Annotated in this window: 19 protein-coding genes; 7 read left to right on the top strand and 12 right to left on the bottom strand. The window is 64.1% G+C overall.

Going from position 1 to position 19,168, the window contains the following annotated elements; genetic code table 11:
* Nucleotides 1–32: 32 nt before the first annotated feature.
* From PPA02S_RS00630 to PPA02S_RS00645, 4 genes are all read right to left on the bottom strand, one after another.
* Nucleotides 33–578 carry a cupin domain-containing protein gene (locus PPA02S_RS00630; protein ID WP_028634209.1) on the bottom strand — a complete coding sequence of 182 codons (546 nt, stop codon included), beginning with the start codon at nt 576–578 and terminating at the stop codon, nt 33–35.
* A gap of 80 nt (nt 579–658) precedes the next feature.
* The gene (locus tag PPA02S_RS00635) at nt 659–1,864 is read right to left on the bottom strand and encodes an MFS transporter (protein WP_028634208.1); all 1,206 of its coding nucleotides are present in this window, start codon (nt 1,862–1,864) and stop codon (nt 659–661) included.
* A 38-nt stretch (nt 1,865–1,902) separates the two neighbouring features.
* Nucleotides 1,903–2,481: a cytochrome b gene (locus tag PPA02S_RS00640; protein ID WP_042141109.1), complete on the bottom strand. Its 579-nt coding sequence runs from the start codon at nt 2,479–2,481 to the stop codon at nt 1,903–1,905.
* The gene (locus PPA02S_RS00645) at nt 2,478–3,524 is read right to left on the bottom strand and encodes a catalase family peroxidase (RefSeq protein ID WP_028634207.1); all 1,047 of its coding nucleotides are present in this window, start codon (nt 3,522–3,524) and stop codon (nt 2,478–2,480) included. The genes PPA02S_RS00640 and PPA02S_RS00645 overlap by 4 nt, the downstream gene beginning before the upstream one ends.
* Nucleotides 3,525–3,653: 129 nt before the next feature.
* Between PPA02S_RS00645 and PPA02S_RS00650 the strand changes: the two genes are divergently transcribed.
* Nucleotides 3,654–4,175, top strand: coding sequence for a sigma-70 family RNA polymerase sigma factor (locus PPA02S_RS00650; protein WP_028634206.1), 522 nt, complete (start codon nt 3,654–3,656; stop codon nt 4,173–4,175).
* On the top strand, nt 4,172–4,924 hold the full coding sequence (locus PPA02S_RS00655; protein WP_028634205.1) for an anti-sigma factor family protein: 753 nt from the start codon (nt 4,172–4,174) through the stop codon (nt 4,922–4,924). The genes PPA02S_RS00650 and PPA02S_RS00655 overlap by 4 nt, the downstream gene beginning before the upstream one ends.
* 26 nt (nt 4,925–4,950) lie before the next feature.
* Here the strand turns inward: PPA02S_RS00655 and xthA are convergent, their stop codons facing one another.
* Nucleotides 4,951–5,763, bottom strand: coding sequence for an exodeoxyribonuclease III (xthA, locus tag PPA02S_RS00660; protein ID WP_028634204.1), 813 nt, complete (start codon nt 5,761–5,763; stop codon nt 4,951–4,953).
* A gap of 162 nt (nt 5,764–5,925) precedes the next feature.
* Here xthA and PPA02S_RS00665 point away from each other — a divergent pair, with 162 nt between their 5' ends.
* From PPA02S_RS00665 to PPA02S_RS00675, 3 genes are read left to right on the top strand one after another with little or no spacing between them, the layout of a single operon-like run.
* Complete coding sequence (locus PPA02S_RS00665; protein ID WP_028634203.1) at nt 5,926–6,576, top strand: N-acetyltransferase; 651 nt, start codon at nt 5,926–5,928, stop codon at nt 6,574–6,576.
* A gap of 52 nt (nt 6,577–6,628) precedes the next feature.
* Nucleotides 6,629–8,371, top strand: coding sequence for an autotransporter assembly complex protein TamA (locus PPA02S_RS00670; protein WP_028634202.1), 1,743 nt, complete (start codon nt 6,629–6,631; stop codon nt 8,369–8,371).
* 8 nt (nt 8,372–8,379) lie between these two features.
* Nucleotides 8,380–12,042: a translocation/assembly module TamB domain-containing protein gene (locus tag PPA02S_RS00675; protein ID WP_428829804.1), complete on the top strand. Its 3,663-nt coding sequence runs from the start codon at nt 8,380–8,382 to the stop codon at nt 12,040–12,042.
* Between the two features lie 17 nt (nt 12,043–12,059).
* On the opposite strand, the gene PPA02S_RS00680 is transcribed toward PPA02S_RS00675, so the two are convergent.
* The 4 genes from PPA02S_RS00680 to PPA02S_RS00695 all read right to left on the bottom strand — a co-directional run bounded on the left by PPA02S_RS00680 (nt 12,060) and on the right by PPA02S_RS00695 (nt 14,509).
* Nucleotides 12,060–12,614: a DUF2589 domain-containing protein gene (locus PPA02S_RS00680; protein WP_028634200.1), complete on the bottom strand. Its 555-nt coding sequence runs from the start codon at nt 12,612–12,614 to the stop codon at nt 12,060–12,062.
* 67 nt (nt 12,615–12,681) lie between these two features.
* The gene (locus PPA02S_RS00685; RefSeq protein WP_042141112.1) at nt 12,682–13,356 is read right to left on the bottom strand and encodes a DUF2589 domain-containing protein; all 675 of its coding nucleotides are present in this window, start codon (nt 13,354–13,356) and stop codon (nt 12,682–12,684) included.
* Between the two features lie 62 nt (nt 13,357–13,418).
* Nucleotides 13,419–13,799 (bottom strand): Mor transcription activator family protein, encoded by a 381-nt coding sequence (locus tag PPA02S_RS00690; RefSeq protein ID WP_028634199.1) that lies wholly within the window; start codon nt 13,797–13,799, stop codon nt 13,419–13,421.
* 251 nt (nt 13,800–14,050) lie between these two features.
* Nucleotides 14,051–14,509 carry a hypothetical protein gene (locus PPA02S_RS00695; protein WP_028634198.1) on the bottom strand — a complete coding sequence of 153 codons (459 nt, stop codon included), beginning with the start codon at nt 14,507–14,509 and terminating at the stop codon, nt 14,051–14,053.
* 148 nt (nt 14,510–14,657) lie between these two features.
* Here PPA02S_RS00695 and PPA02S_RS00700 point away from each other — a divergent pair, with 148 nt between their 5' ends.
* Nucleotides 14,658–14,846: a hypothetical protein gene (locus PPA02S_RS00700; protein ID WP_028634197.1), complete on the top strand. Its 189-nt coding sequence runs from the start codon at nt 14,658–14,660 to the stop codon at nt 14,844–14,846.
* 35 nt (nt 14,847–14,881) lie between these two features.
* Here the strand turns inward: PPA02S_RS00700 and PPA02S_RS00705 are convergent, their stop codons facing one another.
* Entirely contained in the window at nt 14,882–15,256 is a 375-nt protein-coding gene (locus tag PPA02S_RS00705; RefSeq protein WP_028634196.1) for a fe2+ zn2+ uptake regulation protein, read from the bottom strand.
* A gap of 196 nt (nt 15,257–15,452) precedes the next feature.
* On the opposite strand from PPA02S_RS00705, the gene pvdQ reads away from it, so the two are divergent.
* Complete coding sequence (gene pvdQ, locus PPA02S_RS00710) at nt 15,453–17,756, top strand: bifunctional acylase PvdQ (protein WP_028634195.1); 2,304 nt, start codon at nt 15,453–15,455, stop codon at nt 17,754–17,756.
* Here the strand turns inward: pvdQ and PPA02S_RS00715 are convergent.
* Together PPA02S_RS00715 and PPA02S_RS00720 are read right to left on the bottom strand one after the other, a co-directional pair.
* Nucleotides 17,749–18,471 (bottom strand): UDP-2,3-diacylglucosamine diphosphatase, encoded by a 723-nt coding sequence (locus PPA02S_RS00715; protein WP_028634194.1) that lies wholly within the window; start codon nt 18,469–18,471, stop codon nt 17,749–17,751. The genes pvdQ and PPA02S_RS00715 overlap by 8 nt on opposite strands.
* Nucleotides 18,468–18,968: a peptidylprolyl isomerase gene (locus tag PPA02S_RS00720; protein ID WP_028634193.1), complete on the bottom strand. Its 501-nt coding sequence runs from the start codon at nt 18,966–18,968 to the stop codon at nt 18,468–18,470. Before PPA02S_RS00720 ends, PPA02S_RS00715 begins: the two co-directional genes overlap by 4 nt.
* Nucleotides 18,969–19,168 lie beyond the last annotated feature (200 nt).

Below are 19,168 nucleotides of genomic sequence, written 5' to 3' on the forward strand. Positions count from 1 at the left end.
TGCGGCCCTCGCTCGAGGGCCGCTGGGCCGGCTTAAAAGTTGGCGGGTGTATTGGCGCTGATGATCTCGGCCTCGTCCGGGCCGATGTTCTTGAAGCTGTGGGGCAGGGTGGTGGGAATGTAATAACCATCGCCCGAGCTGAGTACACTCACCTGGCCATCGACCCACAGTTCCACGGTACCCCGGGTAACCAGGCCACACTCTTCGCCTTCGGCATGCACGATCGGCTCGCCCGAATCGGCACCGGGGGCATACAGCTCGCGCAGCATGCGCATCTGCCGGCCCTCGACACTGGCCCCTACCAGCAACATACGCAGCCCGTTGCGCCCCAGGTCTGGCTGCTCACCCGCCCGGAACACATAGCGCTCCTCGCGCACGGGTTCATCGAAGCTGAAGAACTCTGCCAGGCTCATGGGGATGCCTTCCAGCAGCTTCTTCAACGAGCTGACCGAGGGGCTCACACGATTTTGCTCGATTTGCGAAATGGTCGAGTTGGTCAGCCCGCTGCGGCGCGCCAGCTCACGCTGGGAGAGGTTGTTGCGTTCACGCACCAGTTTGAGTCGTGTCCCCGTGTCCATAGCCGCCTTGTAATCAGAGGTGTCAAGAATAATGAGCGACGCGCATTAAAACACACTCTGAGGGCACACGCGCAGTGCATCTAGGCGTGCCTGGCCCGAGGCATCGGCCACAGCCCCACCAGCAGCAGCAACAGCGCCACCATCACAAAAGGCAGCCGTGGGTCCAGTGCGTACACCAGCGTACCTGCCAGTGGGCCAAGCACTGCCCCCATGCCCTGTGCAGCGCCCACCGAGCCTGCCGTAGCGCCTTGCTCCGAGGCCTGCATGGCATTGGCCGCCAACGCTGAAAATGCCGGGAATACAAAGCCCATGCCAGCAGCGGCCACGAAGTAGCAAGCCCACAGCCAAGGCGCTGTGGTCGCCAGCGCGCCGGCCGCAAAACCAAGGGCCGAAACGGTTGCACCCACCTGGATCATTTTCAGTGGCGGCCATTGCAGCTGCCGCAACAGGACCTGGGCCAGTATCAGTGCCACACCCACCGTGGTCAGTGCGATACCTGCCGCCTGGGCGGCTTCGGCTGCTGCCAGGTGCAAGCGATCCAGCGCGAAAAAGCCAACCACGATCTGTGACACGGTAACGCTGAACATGGCACTGAACGCGACCAGCAGGGGGCGCCGCAGGCGCCGGTCGCTCAACTTGACCGGGCTGGGCGCGTGGCCCTGGGCCGGTGCATGGGGCTTGAGGTTGAACAACAGCACCAGAAACGCCAATGCCGGCAGCACCGACATGACGTGCAGTGGCAGGCTCAGGCTGTGACGGGCCAGCAGCGCCGCGAGTGCCGGGCCTACCACCAGGCCAACCGCATTGGCCGCCCCCAGCGATGCCATGGCCCGTGCCCGACGCTGGGGTTCGATATGGTCAGCGATCAGTGCGTTGCAACCCACCGGGACCGCGGCGTAGAACGCCCCGATGCAGCCGCGGGCAAGCATGAGGCCGATGAACGCCAGTGTCGGGCCTGGCAACCAGCGCAAGGCCCCCTCGACGAACAGGCACAACACCCAGTACGCCAGGGTAAAGCCTGCGCTGCCCAGCAACAGCACACGCCAACGGCCCAGGCGGTCTGCTGCGCGGCCCCACGGCCGCGCCAGCAGCACCCAGACAACGCCCGCCACCGTCACCGCGGCGCCCGCCTGCCAGGTGGCGAGCCCCAACTGGCGTGCCAGCGGGCCTACCAGCACGACGAAGGCCATCATCGACATGGTGCAGGCCAGGTTGGCCAGTAGCAGTGGGCGGAGGTCCAGGGTGCTTGCGGCAGCTGGGGAGGCAGTGTCCTTTGCAGCGATCATGGCGAAGTCCAGGCAGTGCAGATAAGAGGCCGACGATATTAGTAAGAACCATTATCGGCTGTCGAACCCTTTGCAGCGCCCCCTGGGCCCCGGCGGCGCAGAGGCCCGGGCCACATGCTGCGCATCACGCCATCGCGGCGTACCCATGCGTGCATCAGCGCGGCACCCACATGCACCAGCACCGTGGCGAACAGCAGGTAACCTGCCCAGCCGTGGGCCTGGCGCAGCACCGCATACAGTTGCAGGTCATGCGGGGCGATTGCGGGCAGGCCCAGCGGGCGCGGGTAGCCCCCGGCGGACAACATGGCCCAGCCCAGCAGCGGCATGGCCAGCATCAACCCGTACAGCACCCAATGCGATGCCGCGGCTGCCCAGCGCTGCAGCAGCGGCAGGTCACGAGGCAGTGGCGGGTGCGGCAGGCTCAGCCGCAGGATGATACGCACGATCACCAGCACCAGCAGCGCAAGGCCTGTCGCCTTGTGCAGGCTGACCAGCACAGGGTGGCGTACGGACAGGTCCCCGACCATGCTGACACCGATGAACAACATCACCAGGATCATCACGGCCATCATCCAGTGCAGCAGGCGAGCAAGTGGGTGGAAGGCGGTGGGTTTCATGGCTGGGCTCCGGTGTTGAGGGACTCGCGGCTACGGCGGTTGAACGACTCCGAATAGGCCGCCGAGCGTGCCGCAAGAATCGGGTCCGCGCTCGGTTTTATGCCTTTCGGCAGAATCAACGGATCGAAGTTGAGGTCACGGCAGGCCCCCTGCTCGGGGGCGTCCACGCCCTGTAGCACCAGGGTGCCAGCATTCACGCTGGGCCTGTCGGCAGGCCAGGGTTTGGCAGGGTCGTCCACAGCATCACCGGGCTCTGCCAATACCAGGCGCAGCGTCCAGCGCAACGGGCCTTTGGCCAGGCGTGCCTGCAAGTCGTGCTGCAGGAACAGCTTGTCATCCACCTGGGGCGGCAGTGCCGCGAAAGGGCTCTGGGGTTCGAGCTGCCAGCGCACCGGGTGCTCACCCCCTTTGGCGTCAATCAGGCGAAAGGCATTGATGCTGTGGTAGGCGGTGCTGGCAAAACTGTCGCTAGGTTTGTACCCCGCAGCCCACTGGCGAAACGGCGCACTTTCGGGGTGTGCGGCGAAGAACGCCTGGACTTTGGCCGGGTCTGGCTTGCCGGTTGCAGGGTCCGGTGTGTTGGCCAGCACCTGCTCGTAGAACGCTTCGGCTGTGCTCACTGCGAGCACTGGCGGGTTGTTCATGCCGGTGCGCCAGACCTGGCCATCGTCGGTGGATAGCTGGATCGCCAGGCTGCGCACGGGGATGGCGGTGTCGGGTGCGAACGGGTTTGCACCGCCAATGGCGAAGCGGCCGATCACCGGTACCTGGGGCTGGGTGAACGCGCGGGCGGTGGACAGGCTTGCAGCCTGCCCGCTGGGTTCGAAGTAGCCGCTCACGCAAAGGCCCTTGGCGTGGTTCTTGCGGTAGCCAGCGTAGTGCCCAGCTTGCGCCTCGAAGGTGTCGATGATGCGCTGGGGCGTCAGCGCTGGCGTGCCGAGCCAGCCGGCCGCGTAGGCGAAGCCTGCGCCTGCGGCCAGCATCACGGCGCCAATGGCGGCGAAGCGCAAGGCTTTTGCCGGTCCGTGCAAAGGTGCGTTCATGAGGGCATCCGGTTCAGTGAAGATGCCGGTACGACGGTGATGGCAAAAATTTATTCCCTGATCAGGAATAGTTTTTTCCGCCAGGCGTCTGTTCTCTACACTCACAGCCTTTAGGGCCGGACCATAGCCATGCAGGACCTGGACGACCATCAGTGGCGCCAACTGCTTGCCCGCCTGCGGCGCTTTGCCGTGTGGCTGACCCGCGACCCCGGCAGCGCCGACGACCTGGTCCAGGCCACCGTCGAGCGCGCCCTCAGCCGTCGCCAGCAACAGCGCGACGGCGAAGCCCTGCGCGCCTGGCTGTTCACCATCCTTTATCGGCTGTTCCTCGACGGCAAGCGCCGGGATCGCCTGCATGCGCGCTGGCTGGCCTGGTTCGGGCGCGCTGAGCCGGACGCCGAGCCTGTGGGTGACAATCTGGAGGACATCGTCCTGGCCCAGGCCGACCTGCAGGCCTTCGCCCAGCTCAAGGACGAGCAGCGCGCGCTGTTGCTGCTGGTCAGCATTGAAGGGTTGAGCTACAAGGAAGCCGCCCAAGCCCTGGGCATCCCCATTGGAACCGTGATGTCGCGCCTGTCGCGCGCGCGCACCGCCTTGCGTGAACTTACCGAAGGCGCCCCCCAGCCACCGGCATTGCGGAGACTGAAATGACCCGCCTGATCCCCAGCGAAGACGAACTGCACGCTTATGTCGACGACCGGCTTGACGCAGTGCGCAGGGCCGAAGTGCAAGCCTGGCTGGCCAGCAACCCGCAGGCTGCCGAACGCGTGGAAGGTTGGCGCGCCGATGCCCGTCGCCTGCGCGCAGCACTGGCCGGTTACGCCGAGCCTAACGCGGGCACCCCCGTTAACCGGCAGCACCTGCTGCGCCAGGCGCGGCAACGCCGGCAGCGACGTTGGGCCGCTGCTGCAATGGTGGTGATGGCGCTGGGTGTTGGCGGCCTGGGCGGTTGGCACGTGCGTGACGTGTCACTTGCCCGCGCAGATTTGCCCATGGCCGACGCCGTGCAGGCCCACCGGTTGTTTGCAGGCAGCCAAGTGCTGGACATTCAGGCCCGCGACGCAGAGCAGATGCGTGGCTGGTTGCAGCGGCACTTCAGCCAGGTAGGCCAGCTGCCAGACCTGAGCGGCTATGGTTTCACCCCGGTCGGCGCCCGTTTGCTCAGCAATGAGCAGGGGCCGGCTGCACTGCTGGTGTTCGAGGACGGCAGCGGCCGACGTATCAGCCTGTTTCTGCGTTCACCCGGCGAGCATTACCGCCGCATGCCGACCGGGCAGCGGGTCGACGGCCCACTGGAGGCCCGCTACTGGTCGCACGGGGCGTACAACTTTGCGTTGGTCAGCCAGGCAGACGACAGGCGCGGGGCCGGGGTAGGAGAGGCCCTGCGCCTGGGCTTGTAGCAGCGCCCTGCCAGGGCACGGGCTGATCAGCTGAGCTCAAGCCAGATCGGCGCATGGTCCGACGGCTTTTCCATCCCCCGCAGGTCATAGTCCACACCCGCCGCCTTCAGCCGTGGCACCAACTGCTGCGAGGCCATGATCAGGTCGATGCGCAAGCCGCGCTTGGGCTCGTCCTCAAACCCACGGCTGCGGTAGTCGAACCAGCTGAAACGGTCGTTCACCTCAGGGTGTAGGTGGCGGAAGCTGTCCACCAGCCCCCACCCTTTTAGGCGTTCCATCCACTCGCGCTCTTCTGGCAGGAAGCTGCACTTGCCGGTCTTGAGCCAGCGCTTGGCGTTGTCCGGGCCAATGCCAATGTCGCAGTCCTGGGGCGAGATGTTCATGTCGCCCATCACCAGCACCGGCTGGTCCTGCTGGAACTGGCTTTCTAGCAGCGCCTGCAGGTCTGCATAGAAGCGCTGCTTGGCTGGGAACTTGGTCGGGTGGTCGCGGCTTTCACCCTGCGGGAAGTAGCCGTTCATGATGGTGATCGGGTTGCCTTGGGCGTCGGCGAAGGTACCCCAGATAAAGCGGCGCTGGGCGTCTTCTTCATCGGTGGCGAAACCCTTGTGCAGGCTCAGTGGCGCCTGGCGCGACAGCAGCGCCACGCCGTAATGACCCTTCTGCCCATGGTAGTGCACGTGATAGCCCAGGGCCTGCACGTCTGCGAGCGGGAACTGCTCGTCGCTGACTTTGGTTTCCTGCAGGCCGATTACATCCGGCTGATGCTTTTCGATGAGTGCGGCAAGCTGGTGTGGGCGTGCGCGCAGGCCGTTGATGTTGAAACAGACGATCTTCATGGCAAGACGATCCCGGTAAAACGCGCGATGCTAGCGGACATCGCTGTGCATCACCAGCGTGGCGGCTTCGGGGTGTGGCTGCTAACGTGCGTTGCCAGGTGAACGATGCCCGGCGTAGCGCCTCCAAGGCACAGTACGCCCATTCCAGGAGGTCTGCCCGCAATGCCCCACACTACTGCCGCCCCGGCCCGTGTCTGTGTTCTAGATGGTGGTTATCGCCGTGAGGCGCGCGCGCTGCTGTACAACGTGTACCGCAACGACCCTACTTTTGCCTATCTGTTCGATGCCCAGCGCCCAGGCTTTGAGCGGCGCCTGCGTACGCTGATCCGCGAGTGGGTGCGCCAGCATTTCTACCTGCAGTTGCCGGCCGTCGGTCTGCTGCTCGAAGACCGCCTGATCGGCGTGGCGCTGATCGTGCCGCCCCTGCGGCGCCTGGGCGTAGCCGACAGCTGGGCCTGGCGGCTGCGCATGATGCTGGGCGCTGGTGTGCGCTGCACCCGCCGGTTCATGGACTATCAGGCGGCCATCGCCACCTGCATGCCCAGTGACCAGTTGCACGTGTTGCCGCTTCTGGGCGTGCAGGCACAGCATCAGGGCACTCACTACCCCGCGCAATTGTTACAAGCTGTTCAAGAGTGGTGCGCGCAAGACACCGTCACCGAGGGTGTAGTGGTCGATACCGGAAACGAGCACCACCTTGCCTTCTACCAGAGCCAAGGCTATGCGCAGATCGGCGAAGTTGCCGTTGGGCCGATCCGCCAGCGCGTGTTCCTGCACGCCAACCCGACCGCTGCCCGCGCCGCTTCGCTGTAAGCAGTGCACGGGGCGGCTCCCTTGAACGTTTTGGTCTGGTAGCATGCGCCGCATGACTTATTCAGGAAGATTACGCTGGGGCCTGGTGTTCTGGGCTGCCAGTTTTGCTGCATGGGGCCAGAGTGAGCTGTTGGTCAAGGTGAAACCCGCCAACAAGGCGCTCAAGGCCAATGTCGAAGGCTATATCGGCACCTTGGGTAACCGCGACGAAGAGGCGCTTTTGCGTTTCAGTCGCGGGGCAGAGGAGCAGGCGCGCAAAGCCGCTCAGGCACTGGGCTACTACCAGGCCCAGATCAACACCGAGGTCAAACCCTCCAGTGGTGCAGATGGCTCCCCGCAACTGATCATCAGCATTGTCCCCGGCGAGCCGATTCGGCTGCGCAACGTCAACGTGCGCATCGAAGGCCCTGCCAGCGAAATGGCGGCCTTCCGGGTGCCAGACAGCAGGGCCCTGCGCCCGGGCGAGCAGCTCAACCATGGCCTGTACGAAGACGCCAAGCGGCTGATCCAGAACCAGGCATCGCGCTACGGTTTCTTCGCCGGGCGCTTCAGCGAGCAGCGCCTGGCGGTCGACCCCCGGGCCGGAGTGGCGGATATCAGCCTGGTGTACCAGAGCGGCCCGCGCTATCGCCTCGGGGCTGTGTCGTTCAGCGGTGATACCCCGCTGGACGACGACCTGCTGCAGCGCATGGTCGCGTTCAAGCCCGGTACCCCCTACGATTCCGAGCTGATTGCTGAGCTGAACAACGACCTGCAGTCGAGCGGTTATTTCGAGGGTGTGCGCGTCGATGCCGCACCTACCGCCGCAGTGGGTGAAAACATCCCGGTGGACGTGCGCCTCGAGACCCGCAAACCCCGCACCCTGGGGCTTGGCCTGGGCTACTCGACCGACGTTGGCCCACGCGGCAAGGCCAACTGGACCCGGCATTGGGTCAACGCCCAGGGCCACAGCTATGGTTGGGAAACCGAGCTCTCGGCGCCGCGCCAGAACGTAGGGCTGTGGTACGACATTCCGCTTGATCCCCCACTCACCGACAAGCTGCGTTTTGCTGGCGGCTACCAGAATGAGGAACTGGCAGGCACAGACACCCTCAGCAAGCTGCTCACCGTTGGCCCCGAATGGCACAGCAAGTTGCCCAGTGGCTGGCAACGGGTGATATCGCTCAAGTACCAGCGCGAGGAATACCGTCTGGGTGACGATTCCGGCTTGAGCAACCTGCTGATGCCCGGCATCAGCTATTCATTCCTGCGCAGCGACAACCGCATCGATCCCCACAATGGTTACCGCCTGCAGTTCGACGCCCAGGTAGCCAAGGAGGGGCTGGGCTCGGACACCAACCTGGTGCACGGTAACGTGGTGCTCAAGGGCCTGACCACCCTAGGCCAGAACCACCGGCTGCTTGGGCGCGTGCAGTTCGGGGGCAGCGCCAGCAATGGCTTCAAGAACAGCATCCCGCCCTCGCTGCGCTTCTTTGCGGGGGGGGACCAGAGCGTACGTGGGTACGACTACCAGACCCTGTCACCCAAGAACAGTGATGGCGACCGTATTGGCGGGCGGTATCTGGTCGCGGGCAGTGTCGAGTACCAGTATTCGCTGACTGAAAAATGGCGCCTGGCGACCTTCGTCGACCAGGGTAATGCCTTCAACAACCTGGAACTGCCCAGCCTGAAGACTGGTGTCGGGTTTGGCGTGCGTTGGGTGTCGCCAGTAGGGCCGTTGCGCCTTGATCTGGCCAAGGCACTGGACGAAGACGGTGGCATCCGCCTGCACTTTTCCATGGGGCCTGAGCTGTGAAGCGTGTAATGACGTATGGGGTGCTCGGCCTGCTTGGCCTGGTCGTGACAGTGACGCTGGTGGTGAGTGTGCTGGCAGGCACGCAAGCGGGCAGCCGCTGGGTGCTGGGTAAAGTGCCGGGCCTTGAAGTGGTGGGCTTTGAGGGGCGGCTGGGTGGCACCTGGCAAGCGAGCCGGTTGAGCTTCGTCGATGGGCAGACTCGGGTGGAGGTGCAGGCGCCGCTGCTGGCCTGGTCGCCTGCCTGTCTGCTGCGTGGCACGCTGTGCATCGGCCGCCTGCATGCGCAGCGCATCGACATGGCCTTTGCGCCTGCAGCCGAACCCAGCGAAACAGGCCCGTTGCAGTTGCCAGCCTTGCGCTTGCCACTGGCCATCGAACTGGGCGAGGTGAAGGTGGGGCAACTGCGCCTGGATGGCAGTGATCTGTTGGGTGACCTGCAATTGGCGGCCCACTGGGCCCGCGATGGGCTGCGCATCGACAGCCTGCACCTGCAGCGCGATGACCTGCAACTGAGCCTGCAAGGTGACCTCAAGCCGGAAGGTGACTGGCCGGTGCAGCTCGAAGGCCAAGTGCAGTTGCCTGCGATAGAGGGCAAGCCCTGGCAAGTGGTGTTGAATGCCACAGGTGAACTGCAGAAAACCCTTAACCTGACCGGCACCAGCAGCGGTTACCTGGACGCCACCCTCACTGGTCAGTTGCAGGCGCTGGCAGAGCATTTGCCCGCGACCCTGCAGATCCGCTCCGCGGCGTTCAAACCGGCTGACACGTTGCCGGACACCTTGCAGCTCGATCAACTGGTGCTGGATGCACAGGGCGACCTGAATGACGGTTACACGCTTTCCGGCTCCGCCAGCTTGCCGGCCAGGCAGGGTCCCATCCCGTTGGCCTTATCGGGCATCGTCGACAGCAAAGGGGCGAAGCTCAATGGCCTGGACCTGACGGCCAGCGCCACGCAGCGGGTCAAGCTGCAAGCTTCGGTCGACTGGCAGAATGGCCTGGCCGCCGACGCCCAGCTGGCCTGGCAGGACTTCCCGTGGTTGCGCCTGTACCCGCTGGACGCACCGCCACAGGTAAGCCTGAAGCGCCTGGATGCGGTGGTGAACTATCGCGATGGCCATTACCAGGGCACCTTCAAGGGTGACCTGGATGGCCCGGCCGGTGCGTTCAGCCTGGCGAGCCCGTTCGAGGGCGACCTTGGCCAGGTGTCGTTGCCCAAGCTCGCCCTCAGCGCCGGGCAAGGCAAGGCGGCGGGCAGTGTCGCGGTGCGCTTCGCTGAAGGCGTTGCCTGGGATGTCGACCTGCAGTTATCAGCCTTGAACCCTGCCTTCTGGGTGGCCGAGTTGCCAGGCACCTTGGCAGGGCCGCTGCGCAGCAAAGGGGAGATGAAAGGCGAGGCGCTCAACCTCGATGCGCAGCTCGACCTGAAGGGCCGGCTACGGGGGCAGCCTGCCACGCTGAAAGTGCTGGCCGACGGCGCTGGGCAACACTGGACCTTGGGCACCTTGGCCGTGCAACTGGGTGACAACCGCATCAATGGCAGCGGTAGCCTGCAACAACGGCTGGCCGGCAGGGTGGACATCGACCTGCCACGCCTGGGCCAGTTGTGGCCAGAACTGCAGGGGCAGGTCAAAGGGCGCCTGGACGTCGCCGGTACCCTGCAAGCGCCGCAGGGTGTGCTGACGCTTCAGGGCCAGCGGCTGGCGCAGGCGGATAACAGGCTGCAGCAGCTCAACCTCGATGCCCGCCTGGACAACCAGCAGCGCGGTGTCATCGACCTCAAGGCGAGTGGCATACAGGCAGGCGATACCGCACTGGGCACCTTGCAGGCCAATGGCAAGGGCGATGCCCGTCGGCAGGCCCTTACACTGGCCCTGAACGGGCCGCAGCTCAAGCTCGACCTGGGCCTGGATGGCCAGCTGGACAAGGAGGACTGGCGTGGACGCCTGGCAAGCGGGCGCATCCAGGCCGGTGGCCAGGACTGGCAACTGCAAGCGCCAGCGCGGCTACAGCGCCTGGCCAGCGGGCAGGTGGATTTTGGTGCCCACTGCTGGCGTTCCGGCCAGGCCAGCCTGTGCGGTGATGACCAGCGGCTGGCGCCGGAGCCCCGCCTGCGCTACCACCTCAAACGCTTCCCACTGGAAAGCCTGGCACAATGGATGCCCAAGGATTTTGCCTGGCAGGGCTTGCTGAACGCCGACATCAACCTGGATCTGCCAGCCAGTGGCCCGAAAGGTACGGTTGCTGTGGATGCCAGCGGTGGCACGCTGCGCGTGCGTGACAACGAGCGCTGGGTGGACTTCCCGTACAAGGCCTTGCGCCTGGACAGCACACTGGCACCGCGCCGTATCGACACACGCCTGGCCTTTCGCGGTGAGCGCCTTGGCCAACTGACTGTAAATGCCCGTATAGACCCATTGGGCCAGAACAAACCGTTGTCGGGCGACTTCAACCTGGCCGGCCTCGACCTGTCCATCGCTCGCCCGTTCGTGCCCATGGTCGAACGCCTGGCCGGGCAGTTGAAGGGCAGTGGCCAGCTGTCTGGCACACTGCTCACACCCCAGGTCAACGGTAACCTGATGCTCAGCGGGGGTGAGGTGAGCGGTGCCGAACTGCCCACCAGCTTCGAGGACCTCAACCTGCAGGCGCAGATTGCCGGCGAGCAGGTGAAACTTGATGGCAGCTGGCGCAGCGGTGCGGCAGGGCGCGGCCAGGTGGGTGGCAGCCTGACCTGGGGGCAGGCGCTGGGTATGCAGGTACGCATTCAGGGCCAGCAATTGCCGGTCACGGTGGAGCCCTATGCCACGCTCGAAGTCGCCCCCGACCTGACGCTGCAACTGATCGATGACAAGTTGGCGGTGACGGGCAAAGTGCAGGTGCCCAAGGGCAAGATCACCGTGCGTGAGCTGCCGCCTTCTACAGTCAAGGTGTCGGACGACACCGTGATCGTCGGCAACCAGACCGAAGAAGGCAAGCCGCCGATGGCTATGGCCATGGACATCGATGTGGAAGTGGGCCGGGATAAATTGTCGTTCAGCGGGTTCGGCCTCACGGCCAACCTGCTGGGCCATGTGCATATCGGCGACAACCTCGATACCCGTGGTGAACTCAGCCTGGCCGATGGCCGCTACCGCGCCTATGGCCAGCGGTTGACCATTCGCCGGGCACGGCTGTTGTTTGCAGGCCCTATCGATCAGCCCTATCTGGATATCGAGGCGATCCGCCAGGTGGATGACGTGGTGGCGGGCATTCGCTTGAGCGGCAATGCCGAGCAGCCCACCTCCACGGTGTTCTCGGAACCTGCCATGAGCCAGGAGCAGGCACTGTCCTACCTGGTGCTGGGCCGGCCGCTGGGGGCGTCTGGCGAAGACAACAACATGCTGGCCGAGGCAGCACTGGGCCTGGGCCTGGCGGGGAGTGCCGGGTTTACCGGCGGCGTCGCGTCCCGGCTGGGTATCGATGACTTCCAGCTCGACACCGAGGGGTCGGGCAACACCACCAGCGTGGTGGCCAGCGGTAACCTCACGGAGAAGCTCAGCCTGCGTTACGGGGTGGGCGTGTTCGAGCCGGCCAACACCATTGCGCTGCGCTACAAACTCAGCAAGAAAGTATATGTGGAGGCGGCCAGCGGGCTGGCCAGCTCCCTCGACATCTTCTACAAGCGGGACTTCTAGCGGCACCTGGGCGCTGTTCAGCGCACAGTGGCTGCCTCGATGAACTCGTTGCTGTCAGGGGCGGGAGGGGCAGCCGGGGCCCGAACCGGGATGATCAGGCTGGTGTATTCCTCGATCAACCGGTTGAGCGCCTCGGGTGGCTCGCTGGCCTGGAACTGCATGCGAATCTGTACCTCGTCAGGGTCGCGGTTGTCCCCTTGGCGGCCCTGGCCGCCGATGGTGACCTTGAAGCTTGCCGTCTTGTCATCCCCGGCGCTGCGCAGGGCCTGGCGGGCTTCGGTACCTTTCACCCGCACCGACAAGTCCACTTGCATGCGCTCCAGCGCCAGACCCTTGGGCGACACCAGGGCGAACAACGGCACCCGCATGATGTGATGGCCGTCCATGGCCACCTCCACCATCTTGGCTTTCATGGGTGCGCCCAGTGCGTCGGTGTCGCATTCGAAGAACTGATCGAACAGGTTGATGTACTGCTGTGCGATCAGGCTGTTGGCCGCGCTGGCCGCTTCCTGCAGGCCGCGGGTGATCTCGCGCAGGTCGATGGAGGTCATGGGGGCAGGGGGCTTGTTCAAGGGGTCGACTCTTCAGGCCTTGGGGCCCCCGATGCACGGGGGCTGTGGGCGCGATCAAGGGTGGGGTTCAGGTGATTGCTCCGCCCGGAGCGGGCGTGGTGCTGGGAGGTGTCGGGTTGGTTTCAGGGGCCTTGAGCCTGTCTGCCTGCGAAATATGTTCCTGGCTTTCCAGGGCGGCATTCTTGACCACTGTGGGTTTGGTGGCAGCGTCGGTCAGAAAATCAATCACCCTCATCATCGCCTCGGGCGGCTCCTGGCGTTTGAGCGTGGTGTTGAACGCATAGCGGGCGCGGGTATCGGTCTTGCGGGTTTGCGTGGACTTATGGCTCACGCTGCCTTTGACGTTCAGCTTGAATGGCCCCCAGCCCAGGGACGCAGCACCCTCGGCGTTGATGTCCTTGCCCGAGGTTTCTTCGGACACCTGGTTGATGACCAGTTCGAACTCGACAGTGCCTTGTTCGATGGCGATGTTTGGATGAGTGATGGCCGCCACCAGGGGCACCTTCATGGTCTTGCTGACCACACCTTTGTATTCGCCCTGTTCGTCAACGATGGTTTCGTCGTAGTCGAACTGGATGGCTACCGCCTTGCCATCCTGCACACACACCTGCATCAGGAAGTCTGCATAGGATTTGCTGGCGGTAACCTGGGCCTGGACCATGGCTTGCAGTGGGCCTGCGATCATGCGGTCCATGGGCAAGGCGTTGATGACCGATCCAATTAAGCTGTTGTCTATCGACATGCTGGATTCTCTTTTTAGTGGGGGTAGGGGTGAAATGGCGCTTGACGGTCACGCTGTCGTGCTTAGCGTGCAGGCAAGTCCTGGCGGCGGATGTTGCCAATCTGGCGCAGACTAAGGCCGTACTTGTTGGCCAGCAGGCTGCGCGACAGGCCTTTGGCGCTCTCTTCCTGGATTTGCTGATTGCGCAGCTGGCGCAGGAAGTGGTCGGCCTTGGGAATTTCCAGCGCGACGCCAGCGAAACGCTTGATCAGAGCGTCCAGTGCTGCTGGCGGCAGTACGTCGGCAAGCTTGGTGCGTTCGCGGTGCTTGGGGATGTACTTGGGCCTGCCGCCGTAGGCACAGGTGAGCTGGTAGGCGTTGTCGATGCCGATGCAGTCGATCAGGGCCTGCAGTGAGTGGGGCAGTTGGCTGATATCGATATGGCTGAGGTCTGGCATTTCCATATGACGCTCCTTCGGGATGGATGGAATGTGCTACCCGATCACCCGCGGCGTTGTGTCGAAGGTGTGACCGGATTCTCAGCGACAGCCCAAGCTGCTCGCTAGGCGGTATATAGGCTGGGGGTTGTAGCCTCGATGATTAGCTTTTGCAGGCAGTGATATCTGCCGATGTAGGAAATAAACGCCCGATACCGCCGCAGCGGGCTATTTACGTTGGCCGCGCGCTGGCTGCTGCGCGGTGGGTACCACTACCCTCAATCGCAGGGGTAGCTACTGATCAGCCCCGCACTTTTGAGGTAGGCGTCAGGGGCGTCCCGCATGCGGTCCGGCAGGGTGCGCCAATCCACCAGCAGGCACAGTGCATGCAGTGGCTGGCCATCGCGCTGGCCAATCACCTGGTCTGCGAAGCGGCGGCGGTAAACCACCTGAGTGGCATGTAGCGGGCTTGCCTGGTCGGCATCGGCCAAGGTCTGGCGGGCCAACGCCGGCAGCTGTGCAGCGGGTAGGGTAAAGCGCAGCGAAGACCCGCCGGGGTGCAGGTAGCCCGCTTGACGCACACGTCGCCACAACTGCTGCCACTGGCTGCTACCCGCCTGAGCGCTCAGCCTGCTCCCCAACTCAAGCAATTGTTCGGCCGGGAGCTTTTCGGTATCGAGGGCTTGGAGGGAGGGTGAGGTCAGGTACAACGATGCTAACAACAGGGGCTTGTACATAGAGGCTCCGCATGGGCTGTGAAACCCCATGCTTTCAGCCCGTTGCAGGCCAAACCAGCAGGAAATACAGCGCCAGGGCCGATGCGCGTTGTATCATTGCCGCGGCTCGCAGCGAGCCATTTGCCCATGATGTTGCAAGGAACCTCTGATGACACACGTGCAGCGCCTCAAATACTCCCTTCTGATCATTCTGGTGGTGCTTGGCCTGATGCTTGGCCTTTCCCATCTGCAGAAGGCGGGCACCATCAGCGAACAGACCTTCCAGCTGCTGGCCATCGCCATTGCTGTCGTGGTCGTGGTAATCAACGGGATTCTGCGGCGCAAGGTCAGGCGCTGACCCGTGCCGGCCGGCCTGCCGGGCCGGCCATGCCCTCAGCGTGATGCCGTTTGTTCCAGCATCGCCCGCGCCTGGGGGTTGAGGCTATAGCATTTGTCGCTGCCCAGTTCGATAACGCCTTCTGAGCACAGCCGTTTCAGCACTTCCCGCACGCTGAGAAACGACAGCGGTATGTCCAGTTGCTCCAGCTGCGCATGGACCCCGCGCACGCCTATGCTACGGCCGTTGCGGTCGGCGGCATGCAGCGCATCGATCACCTTCAGCCGGATCAGGCTGGTGCGCAGGCCAAAGCTACGCAACAGCTCGCGAATCTGCTCGTTGCCTACACGTTCGTCGGCAAACGCGTCCTGTCCCTTGGACGCTTTCCCTGGGGGGCTCCCCGCGTGAACCGGGGTTTGCGGGTTGTACATGTGAATGCTCCTTTTCGTGGACGAACCCGAAAGTTGGGTGCCTCACTTATTAGGACGAATGAGCCATAAAAATCTGCAACCAAACCGGTTAAAAAAATGCTTAATTTTGTTTCACAATTGCCTGCGGGTCGATTTGGCTAAAAATCCGGCACATCCGCTCGTCTGAACGGGATGACCCCGAACCCGAGGAGTGCCCGTGCTTTCACTTACCCGCCCCATCCATTTCGCAGGCCTGGCCTGCGCGCTGCTCGCGGTGAGCGTTGGCGCGCAGGCGCAGGCCGTGGTGGCCGATGCCAGTGCGCAGATCCGTCGCACCAGTTACGGCGTGCCCCATATCGTTGCCCAGGATGAGCGTGGGTTGGGGTACGGCGTGGGGTATGCCTACGCCCAGGACAACCTGTGCCTGCTGGGCAACGAGGTGCTGACGGTGAGCGGCGAGCGGTCCCGCCATTTCGGTGCTGACGGCCAGACCCTGGAGCAACGGGAGAACCTTGCCAGCGATGTGTTCTTCAGTTGGCTGAATCGCCCGGAGGCGGTTGATGCGTTTCTTCAGGCCCAGCCTGCGGCGGTTCAGGCGCTGCTTGCCGGGTATGCCAGCGGCTACAACAGGGCGCTGGCGGAGCGCCGCAGCCAGGGCCTGCCGGCCGAGTGCGGCGACGGCACGTGGCTGCGCCCCATCACCAGCCAAGACTTGGTCAAACTCACTCGACGCCTGCTGGCCGAAGGCGGTGCAGGGCAATTCGTCGAGGCCCTGGCGGGCGCGCAGCCACCAGGCCAGGCCCGGCAGCAGGCGCAGGCGGCCACCGATTACGCCCAGGCGCTGGCGCAGCAGGCACGCTTTGCCAGCGAACGCGGGAGCAACGCCGTGGCGGTGGGGGCGCAGCGCTCGGCCAATGGGCACGGGCTGCTGCTGGCCAACCCGCATTTCCCCTGGATGGGGGGCATGCGTTTTTACCAGATGCAGCTGACCATCCCCGGCAAACTCGACGTGATGGGTGCTGCGCTACCAGGGCTGCCAGTGATCAACATCGGTTTCAATCATCACCTGGCCTGGACCCACACGGTTGACACGTCCAGGCACTTCACCCTCTATCGCCTGCAGCTGGACCCCAAGGACCCGACCCACTACCTGCTCGATGGCAAGTCGATACCGCTCGCCAAGCACACCGTCTCTGTCACCGTCAAAGCCAAGGATGGCAGCCTGGGCGAAGTGCAACACGTGATCTACAGCTCACAGTTCGGGCCCGTCGTGCAATGGCCGGGGCGCCTCGATTGGGACTCGCACATGGCGTACAGCCTGCGTGACGCCAACGCCGACAACACCCGGGTGTTGCAGCAGTGGTACCAGATCAACCGCGCCGACAGCCTGAAAGGGCTGAAGCGCTCGGTGGATCAGCTGCAGGGCATCCCATGGGTCAACACCTTGGCGGTGGACGCTGCCGGTAGCACACTGTACCTGAACCAGTCGGTTGTACCCTATGTCGACCAAGCCATGCTGGCGACCTGCGGCGATACCCGGGCGCAAGGGACCCTGGTCATCCTGGACGGCTCGCGCAGCGCTTGCCAGTGGAGGGTCGACCCGCAGGCGGCTCAGGCCGGCATCTTCCCGGCGCGTCTACTGCCGAGCCTGGAGCGTGATGACTACGTACAAAACTCCAACGATCCGGCCTGGATGACGAACCCGGCGCAGCCACTGACAGGCTACTCGCCGTTGGTCAGCCGCAATGACCAGCCGCTGAGCATGCGTGGGCGCTATGCGTTGCAGCGCTTGCAGGGCAAGGGGCGGCTGGGTGTGGACGACCTGCAGCACATGGTGCTGGATGACGAGGTGTACCTCGCGCGCCTGGTGTTGCCTGACCTGCTGCAGTGGTGCAAGGCAGCGGGCGCGGACGTGCAATCGGTTTGTGAAAGCCTCGCGGCTTGGAATGGCAAGGCCGACCTGGACAGTGGCATGGGCCTGGTGCATTTCGAGAACCTGCTCGACAGCCTGGCAGAGCACCCGGAGGTCTGGCGAGTGGCGTTCGACGCCAGGGACCCACAACACACGCCGCGCGGATTGGCAGTGGAGCAGGCAGCGGTGAGCAAGCGGGTGCACGAAGCTGCACTGGCGTCACTGGCGCAATTGAGCGAAAGCGGTACCCCGGGGCAGGCGAAGTGGGGGCAGGTGCAGCAGGCCCTCGATGGCACGCCGGTGCCGGGCGGCCCACAAGCCTTGGGTATCTATAACGCGATGTACAGCGTACCCCACGGGGCGGGCAAGCGCCTGGTGGTCAGTGGCACCAGCTACCTGCAACTGGTCAGCTTTACCGACAAGGGCCCTGAGGCGCGGGGGCTGTTGGCGTTTTCGCAATCCAGCGAAGCGGCATCCCCCCACGCCAGCGATCAGACCAAGGCCTTCGCAGCCAAGCAACTGGCGGCGATTCCGTTTACCGAGGCGCAGATCAAGGCCGACCCCGCGTACACAGAGGTAGTGATCAGCGAGCGCGCTGCTGTCAGGTAAATTCGAACGGCGCGAGCTGGAAGCCTTGTTCGTCCACCTGCAAGGCCCAGCCCCGGCGGTCCCAGTCACCCAGCACGATACGCCGCGCCGGCTGGCCGTCGACCACCAGCTTGTGGATCGCCGGGCGGTGGGTGTGGCCATGCACCAGGGTGAGCACACCCTGGGCAGCCATCACCCTGGGCACTTCCTCGGGCGTGACATCGACGATGTCGGTCGCCTTCATCTGCGTCTGTGCGCGGCTTTCACTGCGCAATTTGCGCGCCAGGCGTTGGCGCATCGACAGTGGCAGGTGCGTCAGAACCCACAGGCTGAGGCGGTTGCGCAGCAAGCGGCGCATCTTCATGTAGCCCAGGTCGCGGGTGCACAGGGTGTCGCCATGCATCAGCAATACCCGCTCACCCCCCAGCTCGATCACGCTCGGGTCGCTGAGCAGCGTACACCCGGCAGCGTCGCAGAATGCCTGGCCTATGAGGAAGTCCCGGTTGCCATGCATCAGGTAGACGGCGGTGCCGCTGTCGCTTAGCCGCCGCAGGGCCTGGCAGATCTGCTGTTGGAACGGGGTCATGGCGTCATCGCCGATCCAGGCTTCGAAGAAGTCGCCCAGGATGTACAACGCCCTGGCGTGGCGCGCCCGGCCATCGAGCAGATCAAGAAACGCCCGGGTGATGTCCGGGCGTTCTTCTTGCAGGTGCAGATCGGAGATCAGCAGAATCACTCAATGATCTCGGCTTTCTCGATGATCACGTCGTCTTTGGGCACATCCTGATGGCCGGCGTTGGAGCCGGTGGCGACTTTCTCGATGGCATCGACGACTTCGCGGCCTTCGGTGACTTCGCCGAACACGGCGTAGCCCCAGCCCTGCACGTTCTTGCCACTGTGGTTGAGGAAGTCGTTATCGGAGGCGTTGATGAAGAACTGCGCGGAGGCGGAGTGCGGCTCCATGGTACGGGCCATGGCAATGCTGTACTTCTTGTTCTTCAGGCCGTTGTCGGCTTCGTTCTGGATGGTGGCGCGGGTTTTTTTCTGGTTCATGCCCGCTTCGAAGCCGCCGCCCTGGATCATGAAGCCTTTGATCACGCGGTGGAACACGGTGCCATCATAGTGGCCGTCCTTGACGTACTGAACGAAGTTTTCAGTGGTCGCTGGCGCTTTTTCAGCGTCCAGTTGCAGGACGATTACGCCGTGGTTGGTGGTCAGTTTGACTTTGGACATGCTGAAACTCGCTTTTTGAAGGCAATCGAAAATTGGGGTACGCAGGGCGCACGTTACCACCTGACGCTGGTTCGGGCGGTTACGACACATGGCGCGCACCGGCCATTTTGCCCGGCCGCGGCAAAAAAGCGGTGATAAATCACGCGAGTTTGCCCGGGCCCGACTGTCAGCAGCTTGACTGCTTCGGCTATGATAGGCCC

Source organism: Pseudomonas parafulva NBRC 16636 = DSM 17004 (assembly GCF_000730645.1).
Classification (GTDB): domain Bacteria; phylum Pseudomonadota; class Gammaproteobacteria; order Pseudomonadales; family Pseudomonadaceae; genus Aquipseudomonas; species Aquipseudomonas parafulva.